The organism is Streptomyces sp. SM10 (assembly GCF_002910915.1).
In the GTDB taxonomy this organism is placed as follows: Bacteria; Actinomycetota; Actinomycetes; order Streptomycetales; family Streptomycetaceae; genus Streptomyces.
On record NZ_NEUF01000057.1, the window covers coordinates 17,200 to 30,678 of the forward strand.

The following is a 13,479-nucleotide window of genomic DNA, read 5'->3' on the forward strand; positions in this document are numbered from 1 at the left end:
GGCCGGGACGCGCCTCACAACGGCGGGTTGCCGTGCTTGCGCGGGGCCTGTTCGGCCGCCTTCGACCGCAGCACGGCGAGTCCCGAGGCAAGCGCCTGCCGGGTGCCCGCAGGATCGATGACGTCGTCCACCAGCCCCCGCTCGGCCGCGTAGTAGGGATGCATGAGTTCGGCCCGGTACTCCTTCACCAGTCGCGCCCGCGTGTCGTCGGGGTTCTCCGCCTCGGCTATCCGGCGCCGGAAGATGACGTTGGCCGCGCCCTCGGCGCCCATCACCGCGATCTCGTTGGTGGGCCACGCGAAGGTGAGATCGGCCCCGATGGACTGCGAGTTCATGACGATGTACGCGCCGCCGTAAGCCTTGCGGAGGATCACCGTGATCCTCGGAACGGTCGCGTCGCAGAAGGCGTACAGCAGCTTGGCACCGTGTCGGATGATGCCGTCGTGTTCCTGACCGACGCCCGGGAGGAACCCGGGGACGTCCACCAGGGTGACCAGGGGGATATTGAACGTGTCGCACATCTGGACGAACCGTGCCGCCTTCTCGGAGGCCTTGATGTCGAGCACTCCGGCCAGCGACAGCGGCTGGTTGGCGACGACGCCCACGACCTCACCGGCCAGGCGGATCAGGACACACAGGATGTTGGGGGCCCATCGCTCATGGACCTCCAGCATCTCCCCGTCGTCAGCCAGTTCGGCGACGACCTCGCGCATGTCGTAGGGCTTGCTGCCTTCCGCGGGCACCAGGTCCAGCAGCCGCGGAGAGCGCCGCCGGGCGGGGTCGCCGGTCTCGGCCCGGGGCGGGTGCTCACGGTTGTTCCCGGGCAGCAGACCGAGGAGGTAGCGGACCTCGGCGAGGCACGACTCCTCGTCGTCGTACGCGAAATGGCAGACCCCGGAGGTCTCCGCGTGGACATCCGCGCCTCCCAGACCGCTCAGGGTGACCTCCTCGCCGGTGACCGCCTTCACCACGTCCGGGCCCGTGATGAACATCTGCGAGGTGCCGCGCACCATGAAGACGAAGTCGGTCAGCGCGGGGCTGTAGGCCGCGCCTCCGGCGCAGGGGCCGAGCATGACGCTGATCTGCGGGATCACCCCGGAGGCCCGGGTGTTGCGGCGGAAGATTCCGCCGTAGCCCGCGAGCGCCGAGACGCCCTCCTGGATCCGGGCGCCGGCCCCGTCGTTCAGGGAGACGATCGGTGCGCCAGCCGCGAGGGCCATGTCCATGATCTTGTGGATCTTCGCCGCGTGAGCCTCGCCGAGCGCACCGCCGAAGATGCGGAAGTCGTGCGCGTAGACGAAGACGGTCCGGCCCTCCACCTCGCCCCAGCCGGTGATCACGCCGTCCGTGTACGGGCGTTTCGCCTCCAGCCCGAAACCGGTGGTCCGGTGCCGGCGGAACTGCTCCACCTCGTGGAAGGTGCCGGCGTCCAGCAGGAGACCGATCCGCTCCCGAGCGGTCAGTTTCCCCCGTGCGTGCTGGGTGCGGGTCGCCTTCTCGTCCGGGCCTGCGTGCACCTGGTCGCGCAGGGCGTCCAGTTCACCGACGCGTCGGCGCATGCCGGACGCGGGGTGCGGGGCGAGGGGCGGCGGCGCGCCGATCGGTGCCGGCCTGTCCACGGTCGTCATCAGGTTGCCTTTCTGCAGGGGCCGCTCCGGACAGCGGCGGCCGGCGGAGGACGGCGCCGCTCATGCGGCGTGTGTGGTCAGGAGGGCGCGCGCGGCGGCCAGGTCGTCCCGGATCCTGGCGGGGTCCGCCGGTCCGGCGGGCAGGAGCGGAAGCACCCTGCTGCGTCCGGTCAGAACCGCAGGGTGCCGCCGGGCGAGAGCGGTGAGTCCCCGGCCCGGCCCGCATTCGACGAGCTGCCGCCCGGCGCCGCCCAGCAGGTGCTCCAGCGCGGGCCAGAACCGCACCGTCGCCGCAGGCTGGGAGGACCACCAGGCGGGGTCCACGGCTTGGCCCGGGGTGAGGGGAGCGGCGGTGTATCCGGAGATCAGGGGAAGGGCGGGAGGCCGGGCCCCGACGGCGGCGAAGGCCGGCTCCGCGCGGGCCGAGAGGGCCGCGAGCACCGGGCTGTGGAAGGGCGTCGAGGACGGCACCGTCCGGCACACCAGCCCCTGCGCCCGCAGTGCCGCGGTGACCTGGCCGAGGTGGGGGTCGGGCCCGGCCAGAATCGTCTGACGCGGGGCGTTGTGGGCTCCGACCACCACGTCGTCGCGCAGGTAGGGCGTCAGCGTGTCGGGGGCTGCCGCCACCGCGACCATCCCCCCGGCCGGCCCGTCGGCGAGCCGGGTCACCCGGTCCCACATCAGACGGGCGGCGTCATGGACGGTGAACACCCCGGCCAGGACGGCTGCCGCCATCTCGCCGACGCTGTGGCCGAGCAGCACGGCCGGGCGCACGCCCCACGACTCGACGGTCCGCCCGAGGGCGTAGTCGACCGTGAACAGCAGGATCTGCGACCTGGTGACGTGGTCCATCGGTACGGCGGGCCGTTCGCCCAGCCAGTCGTCGCGTATGTGTGCGCCCGGGGCGCCGAGAGCCCGGAACACCTCGTCCGCGGCATCGGTGAAGGTGTCGTCGTGTCCGTAGAGGCCGGTGGCCATGCCGGAGTGCTGAGCTCCCTGGCCCGGTAGCAGGAGAGCTACGGGCAGTGGCTCCACAGCCGCGCCCGGCGTCGGGTTCGTCATCGTTCCCCCTCCCGCGCGACCGCGCCGAGCGGTCCGCGCCCGCCGATCCTCGCGGGGCCCGCTACAGGCGCGCTCGACCGCCGATCGAGGTCCTCCAGCAATCCTCGATCGGCGGTCGAGACGCGGGCCGGACGATCAGAGGGGCGCCCGTGGGTGCGGGCCCGGAGAGGATGTCCATGAGGTGCGATCAGCTCTACATCGCCGCGCTCGGCAGCTGGCTGCCGCCCGCCGTGCCGGTGGCCGAGGCGGTGGCCCGCGGAGAGTGGGAACCGGCCGCGGCGGCGCGGAGCGGCATGCGGTCGGTGACCGTCTGCCAGGACGGCACCCTGGCACCCGCGGAAATGGCTGTGCGGGCCGCGGGACTCGCTCTGGAGCGCGCGGGTACGGACGGCTCGGATGTGCGGATGCTGCTGCACGCGAGCCTGTACGACCAGGGCAACGCTCTGTGGGGCACCGCGTCGTACGTACAGCGGCGTGCCGTCCGCTCCGGCTGCCCCGCGCTGGAGATCCGCCAGGTCTCCAACGGCGGGATGGCGGGTCTGCTGCTGGCTTCGGCGGTCCTGGCCCAGGGTGACGGGCAGGTGCTGCTCACCACCGCCGACCGGTTCTGCCCCCCGGGGTTCGACCGGTGGCACAGCGACCCGGGCACGGTCTACGCCGACGGCGGCACGGCGATGCTGCTCTCGGCGAGGGAGGGGTTCGCCCGGGTCCGCTCGCTGGCCGTGGTCTCGGACCCGGAGCTGGAGGGGATGCACAGGGAGGGCGACCCCTTCGGGGAGGCCCACAACGCCGCAGAGGGTGTTCTCGACCTGGAGGCGCACAAAAGGCGGTACGTGGCCCGGGCCGGGATGTCGTTCAGCGTGGCGCGGGTGGCGGCCGGACAGCGCGACGCCCTCAAGGAGGCTCTGGCGGACGCCGGGGTGGACGCCTCGGAGATCTCCCGGTGGGTGCTTCCGCACTTCGGGCGCCGCCGGCTGGAGACCAACTGCCTGCGCCCGCTGGGGATCGAGGTGGAGCGGACCACGTGGGACTTCAGCAGCCGGGTGGGACATCTGGGCGCGGGAGACCAGACCGCCGGCCTGGAACACCTGGTCCGTTCCGGCGCCCTCGGCCCCGGCGACCGCTGCGTCCTCATGGGCGTGGGCGCCGGATTCACCTGGTCATGCTCGGTGGTGGAGGTGCTGCACACACCCGTCCGGGACGTGTGAGACCTCGTCGGACGGCGCAGCGGGGCGTCCCCGAAAGGGGGGCGCCCCGCTGCCGTGACGGCCGGAGAGTCAGCTCTGGTCGATCGTGCGCATGAAGTGCGCGGGGTAGCGCAGACCCGCGGTGGCACCGGTGGGGAAGAGACCGGAGAGCCGGGTGACCTCGTCGTCGGTCAGCCGCACGTCGACCGCCGAGACGTTCTGCTCCAGGTGGGAGGTGCGCCGGGTGCCGGGGATCGGCACGACGTCGCCGCCCTGGGCGAGCACCCAGGCCAGGGCGAGCTGGGTGAGGCTGATGCCCTTCTCCCGGGCCAGCTCCTCGACCGTACGCACCATACTGCGGTTGTGGTCGAAGTTCTCGCTCTGGAAGCGCGGGTGGTTGCGGCGCTGGTCGTCCGCGTCCAGGTCCTCCGCGCTGTCGAAGGCGCCGGTGAGGAAGCCGCGGCCGAGCGGGCTGTACGCCACGAAGCCGGTGCCGAGTTCACGGCAGGTGGGCAGGATCTCCGCCTCCACGTGCCGCTCCCAGAGCGAGTACTCGGTCTGCAGCGCCGCGATCGGGTGGACCGCGTTCGCCCGGCGCAGGGTGCGGGCGGAGACCTCGCAGAGTCCGATGTGCCGCACCTTGCCCTCGGCGACGAGCTCGCCCAGGGCTCCGACGGTCTCCTCGACGTCGACCTTCGGGTCGAGCCTGGCGAGGTAGTACAGGTCGATGTGATCCAGGCCCATGCGCTGGAGCGAGGCCTCGCATGCCTCGCGGACGTACGCCGGGCTGCCGTCGACGTAGGGCGGACCAGCCGCAGGACGCCGCATGCCGAACTTCGTGGCGACCACGGCCTCGTCCCGGCGGCCCTCGACCGCCTGGGCGACGATCTTCTCCGCGGTGCCCGGACCGTAGAAGTCAGCCGTGTCGATCAGACTGACCCCGAGGTCCAGCGCCCGGCGGATCGTGGCGACCGCCTCGTCCGTGTCCGCTGTGCCGTATGCACCGGCCATGCCCATGCAGCCGAGGCCGAGAGCCGAGACACCGAGGCCGGCGGCGCCGAGCTTCCTGTTCTCCATGAATGCCTTTCCATAGCCCGCCCGTCCGGGCGGTGCGGAGAGTTCCGGCGCCGAATGCGCCACGAGAGCCGCGAGTTCACGCTCGCGCCGTTCGAAATATAGCCGACTAACTAATGCCCTGACAGGCGATCGCGCGGTACGGCAGAGCGTTGCCCGGGACGTCAGCCCCTGTTCATTCGTCCAGCAGCGCCACCACCCTCGACCACCCCGCGCCGGCCCCGGCGATCTTGACCGGAAGACAGCTGACGGTGAATCCCGTCGACGCCGGGAGGTCCTGGAGGTTGGCCAGCCGTTCGAGCTGGCAGTACTCCTCCCGCCGCCCGGCGAAATGGGCGGGCCACAGCACATCCTCGTCCCCGGTCCGGTGGTACTCCTGGATGATGTGGGTGAAGGGCGCGTCGAGACTGAAGGCGTCGGTCCCGATGACCCGCACTCCGAGGTCGAGCAGCAACCGGGTGGCCGGCCCGTCCAGACCGGTGAACTCCGTGAAGTACTCGGGTTTGCCGAGGTGCTGGTCGGCGCCGGTGTGCAGCAGCACCACGTCCATCGGCCTGGGTCTGCGCCCGACCCGTTCGAACTCCCGCTCCAGGTGCTCGACTCCGGCCGCCCCCGTACCGACGCCCCGCAGGTCCAGGACCATGCCGGGCCGCACGAACCAGTCCAGCGGCATCAGGTCGATCGTCCGGGGCGTGTGGTCCCCCTCCGGGGGCCCGTAGTGCGCGGGGGCGTCCACGTGGGTACCGGTGTGGGCGGTGAGCGTGAGGTAGTCGTTGGTCAGAAAGGCACCGCCCGGGAAGACGGCGGGGTCCAGCTCCAGTCCGAAGTGCTGCTTCATCTCGTCCCGGACGTGGACGGCGGCCTCCTGTGCGTCGAGCACCCGGTGCACCACTTCGTCCGGTTCCCAGAACGACGCGTCGATGGGCGAGGACAGATCGATGATCCTCATGCTCCGGCAGCCTCTCCGTGGATGGGTTCCGCAGTGCCGAACAGGTCCGAGCGCACCGCGATCGGACGGGCGCCGAACGCGATGGCGCGCAGGATCTTCCCGTAGAGCGGGGTATGGGCGAGGGCGCGTGCCGCCAGGGGCCTGACCGCACCCGCCAGCCTGCTGCCACCGCCGAGCATCGCCTTGCTCTGCCTGGCCTGGAGTGTGAAGACCTTCTCGATGTCCTTCCTGCGCTCGGGCACCCACTGCGAGAGCCGCGCCTCGCCGAAGTCACCGCGGTCCAGGGCGCTCATCAGTACGGGATGCAGCAGAGCGGCGTCCTGCAGGGCGAGGTTGATGCCCTGCGCCCCGATCGGGCTGTGGGTGTGCGCGCTGTCCCCGAGCAGGACCAGCCCGTCCCCGGCCCACCGGGTGGCGTAGCCGGAGAAGACGTCGAGCAGTGTCAGGTCGCTGAGCTCCTTGACCTGTTCCAGCACCTGGTCGGCGTAGTCGGGCACCGCCCGGGCGATCCGCGACCGCAGCTTTTCCACGCCCTCCTCAGCGATCTGCCGGTAGCCGTTGTGCGGGAGGGTCCATCCGATCTGCACGCAGTCGGGGTACGAGTCGTAGATGAGCACCGGGGTGTCCCCGGTGCGGTGCACCCGCACCGAGCGGTCTGCCCGGCCTCCGGCCGCCACCCGGAACCACAGGATGTCGTGCGCGAAGGTGTCGAGCCGGTGCTGCTCGATCCCCGCCAGTCGGCGGGTCTTGGAGTAACGGCCATCCGCGGCGACGGTGACGGGCGCGGTGACCCGGCGCCGCCGCTCCCCCTGACCGCATACGACGCCGGTGACGGTGGTCCCCTCACGCACCAGCTCCCGGATGCCGCAACCCTCCAGGTAGGTGAAGCCCTGGTGCCGGGAACAGGAGTCGAACAGCTCGGTCAGCAGGTGTCGCTGCGGCAGGCTGAGCAGGAACCCGTAGGGCGGCGGCAGCGTGCCGTAGTCGATGTCCATCAACAGGCGTTCGTTCTCCACGAGCTGGAACCGGCCGAGCTCGTAGCCGCCGCGGGCTCGTGCCCCTGCGAGCACCCCGAGGTCGTCGAGCAGTGTCATCGCTCCGGGCTGGAGGATCTCGCCGCGGTACTCGCGATCGAAGGAGCGGTTGCGGTCCAGGACGGTGACCCGGGCTCCCGAACGCAGCATCAGCAGGGCCAGTGTCAGGCCGGCCGGGCCCGCGCCGACGACGCAGACGTCAGTGGTGATGTCCATGGCCATCCCCTCAGGCCCGCAGGCCCAGACCGCCATCGGCCACGATGACCTGCCCCTGGATCCAGGCGGCCTCCGGCGCGCACAGCAGGGCGATCACATCGGCGACGTCCTCGGGCCGGGTGAGACGCCCGTTGGGGGTACGGGCGGCGAGCAGCCCCGCGATGGCCGGGTTGGAGGTGTGCTCCCCCTTGTCGAGGAGATGGGTGGAGACCGCGTTGACGGTGATGCCGAACGGCGCGAGGTCGACGGCGAGGTAGCGCACCAGGTTCTCCAGGGCCGCCTTGGCGACACCGGTCGCCAGGTAGTGCGGGATCACCTCGAAGGCCCCGTTGCCGGAGACCGCGATGATCCGGCCGCCCTCCGGCATCAGCTTGGCGAGGCCGGCGGCTCCGTGCAGCAGAGGGTTCAGCGCGAGGGCGATCTCGTCGAAGAGCGGGGTCACCTCCGGGGCCACCGGCAGCATCGGATGCATGGTGGCGGCGTTGTGCACGAGGATGTCCAGCTGCCCGTGCTCGTCGCGTACACGGTCCAGGAGCCCTGTGAGGAACTCCTCGGACCGGATGTCCCCCTTGACCGGGGTGGTGCTGCCCGGGAGGTCCGACACCGCCTCGACCGCCTCGGCGGCGGCGTCGTCGTCGTGGGCGTAGTTGAGGTAGACGTGGCAGCCGCCGGCGCGCAGCCGCTGGGCGACTGCCCTGCCGAGGCCGCGGGAGGCGCCGGTGACCAGTGCGATCCGGCCGTCCGGGAACAGTCCGGGACGGGGGGTGTGGTGCGCGAGTGGTGCGTTCATGCTGGGTGACCGCCTTCGTGTGGTCAGGGCCGCCCGCCGTTGACCACCTGGAGGTGGCCGTTGACGGGGCTGGACAGTTCGGAGGCGAGCGCGACGACGCATCCCGCCACTTCGTCGGGCGTGTTCGGCATGACGCCGGGGCCCAGGGGGCCGGGGTGCGGGACGCCGGGCTCCTGCACCGGTCCGGGCGCGACGCAGTTGACCCGGACGCCCTGGCCTGCGAGGTCGTGGGCCAGGGCCAGCGTCAGCCCCGCGACTCCCGCCTTCGCCGCGCACAGGTGGGCGGCGGCCGGCCGGCCACGGACCCCGGCGAGTGAGGACAGGAGCACGACCCGGCCCCGGCCGGACGCCACGAGCAGGGGGAGCGCGGTGGTGACCAGGGTGTGCACGGCCACCAGATCGGTCTCCAGCACCGCGCGGAACTCCGAGGCCGTCAGTGCCGCGGCCGGCCTGGGTTGTCCGTCGTATCCGGTGACGCAGTTCACCAGGACGCCCAGCCGGTCCACGCCGGCGGCATCGAGTCCCGCGCGCAGCGCCTGCGGCCCGTCGGGCGAGGTCAGGTCGGCGGTGACCGGATGCGCGCGTACGCCGTGTGCGGCAGCGAGAGCCTCGGCCAGCGCGCCGGTGCTCTTGTCGTGCCGGCCGTGCACCACGAGCTCGGCGCCCCGCGCGGCGAAGGCGTGCGCCACTGCGCCGCCCACCCGGCCGGTCGCCCCGGCGACCAGGACCGGGACGCCCTCCAGGCCGAGCGGGTCAGTGCTCAACGTGCGACACCACGGTGTGCAGTTGGGGCGTCGCCCTGGCCACACCCGCGAGTTGCCGGATGTGATCCTGGAAGCCTTCGGACTGCACGACCTGGATGTGGGCCGCCGCGTCCTGCCAGCGCGCGATGTTGATGTAGGTGTTCGGGTTGGTCATGGAGCGGACCAGGGTGTGGTCGACGAAGCCGGGCTGCTCGCGCATGTACACCGAGCTGGCCTCGAAGACCTTCTCGAACTCCTCGGGTGCCGCGGTCAGGATGAATTCGTTGATCAGGATCACCATCGGGGAACCTCCGTCGAGTTGTGCGTGGAAGGAAGCCCGCAGCTCACGCCGCGGGATCTTGCCGTTGGGGGTACGGGGAATCCGCTCGACCACCTCGTGGCTGCGGACCTGCTTGTAATAGGGCAGCCGGGCGTTGAGGCGGGTGAGAGCCTCTTCCGCGTCGCCCCGGGAAGCCGGATCGGTGAGGACGAGGAGCGCGTGGGCGACCGCGCCGGACACCGGGTCGGGCCGGTCGAGCACCACACTGTCGGCGACGGCCGGGTCCTCGGCGAGGAGGGCCTCGATCTCGCTCGGCCCCACGAGCCAGTTGTCACACTTGAATACGTCCTTGATCCGGTCGGTGAGGCGGAGCCGGTCGCCCTCGTCGATGCGGCCGACGTCTCCGGTGGCCAGCCAGCCGTCGGCGTCGACGGCCGGGCCGTGAGCCGGGTCGAGGTAGCCGCGCATCACCTGTGCCCCTCTGACCTGGATCTCCCCGGTCCGCCCCGTCGGCAGCACCGTGCCGTCCTCCAGCGAGACCACCCGGTGCTCGGTTCCCTCGACGGGCCTGCCGACGGAACCGGTCCGGTGTTCGCCCGGCCGGTCGAAGTGGGTCAGGGGAGAGGCCTCGGCGAGGCCGTAGCCCTGGACCACGGGGACGCCGAAGTGGCGGGAAAGGGCCTCGGCGACAGCCGGTGGCAGGGCTGAACCCCCGGAGGCGATCATCCGGGCGTCCGGCAGGCTCAGTCCGGGCAGCCGGGGGTGGGCCGCGAGCTGGGCGAGCCGGGCGGGCAGTGAGTAGATGTGCCCGGCCCTGCACGCGCGGGCGCGCTCCATCGCGTGGACCGGGTCCGTCTCCGGCACCAGCACCTGGGTCGCGCCGGCGGCCAACGCCGAGTTCATGTGCATGGGGTGGTAGCTGGGGAAGTGCACGAGCGTGACGGAACCGGCCTCCAGTCCATGGGCCCGGGCTGTCTGCACCGCGTTGACCGTCACGTTGCGGTGACTGAGCACGACGGCCTTGGGCATCCCCGTGGTACCGCTGGTGAAGTGCAGTGCGGCAGGGTCCTGCGGGTCGGCGGGATGCTCGGGCACCACCCCCGGTGCGGCGGCGTCCAGAAGACCGGCGAGGCGTGGCACCACCGGCCCGGCCTCCCCCGCGTCCTCCCCGAGCACGGCGACCAGGTCGAGCGCGGGCAGCCCGTGGCGTATCCGGTGCAGCCGGCCGTGGAGCCCGGCCCCGAACAGGGCCGCCCGCGCGCCGGAAGCCTCCAGGACGTACTGGAGTTGCTGCTCGCGCAGCAGGGGGACGACCAGGAGCGCCGTGTTCCCGCTGCGCAGAGCACCGTGGTAGGCGATCACGACGTCGGGGTGCAGGTCGGCGCCGATCGCGATGACGGCGCCCCCGGCGCCGAACCGGTCGCGCAGTACGGCGGCGCACCGGTCCACCGCCGCGTCGAGCGACGCGTAGGTGACCGTACGGGTGCCGAGGACGAGTGCGGGGCGGTCGCCGTGGCGGCGGGCGGCGGAACGCAGCAGCAGGTCGGCGCGCGCGGGGAGCATCTCCGGCAGGTCCGGCCCGTCCAGGAGGTCACGCACCGGACGTCCCCTCCACGAAGGCCTTGGCCCGCCGCAGGGTGGCCGAGCTGTTGCGCCCCAGGGCTTCCCTGACGAACGTCCGGGCCTGCTGCACGGTGGCGTCGGGGCCCAGTACCCGGGTCACGGCCGCCGTCTCCAGGACGACGCTGTGCTCGGCGACGGCGGTGACGCCCCGGGCGTCCTCGGTCAGCAGCCAGCTGCCGGTGTGGACCCGGAGCAGAGCAGGAGTGATGAGCTGCTTGTAGTGGATGCTGCGGGGCGCCTGGCAGATCCGGACGGACCGCGTGGTGTGGGACGAGCCGTCCGAGGTCCGGGTGTCCATCTCCAGGACCTGTACACCGGGCGCGGGCTCGGTGAGCTCCACCCGAGCCACGTGCGGGAGGCGCTCGACCCAGTGCTCCGCGCGGTCCAGGAAGGCATGGGCCGCGGCGGCGGTGCCCTCGATGTGCAGGCTGTCGCGGAAGGTGAAGGACGTATCCATGCCGGCCTCCTTCTCCCGGGCCGCTTCGGCGAGGGAGGCCAGTTCGGCGCGGCTGTTGCCGTCGACCGCCTTCTCCAGCCAGCCGAGGGTGTCGGCGTCGTCACCGACCGCCGCGTAGCTGTGGGCGAGGACCACCTCGCTGCCGGCCCCGGCCGAGCGGACGGTCCACTCACCGCCCATGGCGGCGATCGGCGCCTTCGGCCGGTCCTGGCCGAAGGAGATGCGCCGGCGTGCGGGGTCGACCAGGCGACGGGAGGTCCAGGTGCGCACCCCGCCGTTGGCTGTCGCCCACAGCTGGAGCCGCTCGGGGCCGCCGCCGTCCGGCGCACGCTCCAGGAACCGGGCGTGCACGGTCGGCGGGAAGATCAGCGGCCATTTCTCGACATCGGCGAGCAGGTCGAAGACGACCGCCGGCGCGGCCGGGACGGCGACGGTGTGCTCGACGTCGACGCGCGTCGGGTCGCCGGCGCGTTCACCGGGCGTGCGGCGGGAAGGACGGTCGAAGACCTCCGGGGCGGCGGGCTGCTTGGCGGTTCGGGGCGTGGTCTCGGACACGGGTGTGCACCTTCCGAAGGGAGCGGCGGGGCCGGTCAGTAGTTGCCGAGGCCGCCGCAGACGTTGAGCGCCTGTGCGGTGACGGCGTCCGCGGCCGGCGAGACGAGGTAGCCGACCATGGCGGCGACCTCCTCGGGGGTGGTGTAGCGGCCGAGCGGGATCTTGGCCTCGAAGCGCTCACGGATCTGCTCCTCGCCGGTGTTCCACGCCTCGGCGTAGGCCCGGCGTACGCGCTCGGCCATGGGGGTCTCGACATACCCGGGACAGACCGCGTTGACGGTGGTGCCCGAGGAGGCGAGTTCCAGCCCGATGGCCTTGGTCATCCCGATCACACCGGCCTTGGAAGCGGAGTACGGGGCTGCCAGGACGACGCCCTGCTTGCCCCCGGTGGAGGCGATGTTGACGATCCGTCCGCGCGGCCGCCCGAGCATGCCTCCCGTCGACAGAACCTCGCGGGTCACCAGGAAGACGCTGTTGAGGTTGGTGTCCACGACGTCGTACCAGACGTCGTCGGAGAGTTCGGCGGTGACTCCGCCGCCGTTGCGGCCGGCGTTGTTGACCAGGACGTCGATCGGTCCGAACGCCGCGACGGCGGCGGTGACCACCTCGGCCACCTCCGCGCGGGAGCGCACGTCGCACGTCGCACCGTCCACCTCGTAGCCCTGGTCACGCAGTTCCTTGACGGTGGCGGCGACGTTCTCGGCGGAGCGTGCGCACAGGAAGACACGGAGTCCGCTGCCGGCCAGGGCGCGTGCGACGGCAAGACCGATTCCGCTGGTGGCGCCCGTGATCAGGGCCGTACGCGAGTCGGCGGGGGTGCGGGGGGTGCTGGCGGACATCTCACTCCTCGTTGCTGGCCGCGGTGCGGCGTCCTCGGGGCACGGGCCGGTGTGCGGGGCCCGTGCCGGGCGTCGACAGAGAGGCTTTCCGGGGACGGTCGAGTCCGGCTCGAACGCTGCTGGAGCGTGGCCGCCGGCGCGTGGACTGATCCTCAAGTGCTTCTCCAGCCGGCGCTCCTACGTTGGCCAGGTCTTGGCGACTGCCGGGGCCCGTGGGGGTCCTGAAAGAGGAGTGACGATGGAATTTCCTGCCGACCAGCCGATGCGGGTACAGGCGACCCAGGAGGTCGTCGACTACGTGGTCGCGAGTGGCATCGCACCGCTTCCCGCCCACCACGAGCTGGTGGAGCGCACCGAGAAGGAGACGGGTGACAAGGCCGGAATGCGGATAGCGCCCGAACAGGGCGCTCTCATCACGCTGCTGGCCCGGATGGCCGGGGCGCGCCAGGCGGTCGAGGTGGGAACGTTCACCGGCTACTCCTCGCTCTCCATCGCCCGCGCACTGCCAGCCGGCGGACATCTGCTGTGCTGCGACACCAGCGAGGAGTGGACGCGCATAGCCCGGGACGGGTGGGAGTCCGCAGGGCTGGCCGGGCTGATCGAGCTGCGTCTGGGCCCTGCCCTGGAGACCCTGCGGTCCCTGCCCCCGGAGGAGAGCATCGACTTCTCGTTCGTGGACGCCGACAAGACCGGGTACGCCGCTTACTTCGAGGAGCTCGTGGTCAGGACCCGGCCGGGCGGCCTGATCGTCTTCGACAACGTCCTGTACGGCGGCCGGGTGCTCGGTGACGAGCCGGTGACCGGGAACGCCGCCGCCCTGCGCGAGTTCAACCCCGCGCTGGCGGCCGACCCGCGGGTCGACGTGGTCATGCTGCCGCTCGCCGACGGTCTGACCATCGCCCGCAAACGCTGACCCCCGCCCGGCCCACGGGGTCCCCGCACACTGCGGGGCCCCGTGGGCCGGGACGGCATCCGTACCCGGGGAAGCCCCGCCGGCCGGACCACGCGGGCCCGCAGGAGCCCCCCTCAACCGTCGTTCGCT

General features: G+C 72.1%; 12 protein-coding genes. 2 read left to right on the forward strand and 10 right to left on the reverse strand.

Annotated elements, in window-relative coordinates:
• Positions 1-14: 14 nt before the first annotated feature.
• Positions 15-1,628 (reverse strand): acyl-CoA carboxylase subunit beta, encoded by a 1,614-nt coding sequence (locus tag B9S57_RS07490; protein WP_374935920.1) that lies wholly within the window; start codon positions 1,626-1,628, stop codon positions 15-17.
• Positions 1,629-1,688: 60 nt separating this feature from the next.
• Entirely contained in the window at positions 1,689-2,690 is a 1,002-nt protein-coding gene (locus tag B9S57_RS07495; protein WP_103514742.1) for an acyltransferase domain-containing protein, read from the reverse strand.
• Positions 2,691-2,866: 176 nt separating this feature from the next.
• Here B9S57_RS07495 and B9S57_RS07500 point away from each other — a divergent pair, with 176 nt between their 5' ends.
• Complete coding sequence (locus B9S57_RS07500; RefSeq protein WP_103514743.1) at positions 2,867-3,898, forward strand: ketoacyl-ACP synthase III family protein; 1,032 nt, start codon at positions 2,867-2,869, stop codon at positions 3,896-3,898.
• Positions 3,899-3,967: 69 nt separating this feature from the next.
• On the opposite strand, the gene B9S57_RS07505 is transcribed toward B9S57_RS07500, so the two are convergent.
• The 8 genes from B9S57_RS07505 to B9S57_RS07540 form a co-directional block, all read right to left on the reverse strand.
• Entirely contained in the window at positions 3,968-4,954 is a 987-nt protein-coding gene (locus tag B9S57_RS07505) for an aldo/keto reductase (RefSeq protein WP_103514744.1), read from the reverse strand.
• 172 nt (positions 4,955-5,126) lie between these two features.
• The gene (locus tag B9S57_RS07510) at positions 5,127-5,900 is read right to left on the reverse strand and encodes a cyclase family protein (protein WP_103514745.1); all 774 of its coding nucleotides are present in this window, start codon (positions 5,898-5,900) and stop codon (positions 5,127-5,129) included.
• A complete protein-coding gene (locus B9S57_RS07515; protein WP_103514772.1) occupies positions 5,897-7,150 on the reverse strand; it encodes an FAD-dependent monooxygenase in 1,254 nt (417 codons plus the stop codon). The genes B9S57_RS07510 and B9S57_RS07515 overlap by 4 nt, the downstream gene beginning before the upstream one ends.
• Positions 7,151-7,160: 10 nt before the next feature.
• Positions 7,161-7,940: an SDR family oxidoreductase gene (locus tag B9S57_RS07520; RefSeq protein ID WP_103514746.1), complete on the reverse strand. Its 780-nt coding sequence runs from the start codon at positions 7,938-7,940 to the stop codon at positions 7,161-7,163.
• A 23-nt stretch (positions 7,941-7,963) separates the two neighbouring features.
• The gene (locus B9S57_RS07525) at positions 7,964-8,704 is read right to left on the reverse strand and encodes an SDR family NAD(P)-dependent oxidoreductase (protein ID WP_103514747.1); all 741 of its coding nucleotides are present in this window, start codon (positions 8,702-8,704) and stop codon (positions 7,964-7,966) included.
• The gene (locus tag B9S57_RS07530; protein ID WP_258036275.1) at positions 8,694-10,562 is read right to left on the reverse strand and encodes an AMP-binding protein; all 1,869 of its coding nucleotides are present in this window, start codon (positions 10,560-10,562) and stop codon (positions 8,694-8,696) included. Before B9S57_RS07530 ends, B9S57_RS07525 begins: the two co-directional genes overlap by 11 nt.
• A complete protein-coding gene (locus tag B9S57_RS07535) occupies positions 10,555-11,598 on the reverse strand; it encodes an aromatase/cyclase (protein ID WP_103514748.1) in 1,044 nt (347 codons plus the stop codon). Before B9S57_RS07535 ends, B9S57_RS07530 begins: the two co-directional genes overlap by 8 nt.
• A gap of 35 nt (positions 11,599-11,633) precedes the next feature.
• Positions 11,634-12,437, reverse strand: a complete 804-nt coding sequence (locus B9S57_RS07540) for an SDR family NAD(P)-dependent oxidoreductase (RefSeq protein ID WP_103514749.1) — start codon at positions 12,435-12,437, stop codon at positions 11,634-11,636.
• A 238-nt stretch (positions 12,438-12,675) separates the two neighbouring features.
• Between B9S57_RS07540 and B9S57_RS07545 the strand changes: the two genes are divergently transcribed.
• Positions 12,676-13,350, forward strand: a complete 675-nt coding sequence (locus B9S57_RS07545) for an O-methyltransferase (RefSeq protein ID WP_103514750.1) — start codon at positions 12,676-12,678, stop codon at positions 13,348-13,350.
• The last annotated feature ends 129 nt before the right edge of the window (positions 13,351-13,479 follow it).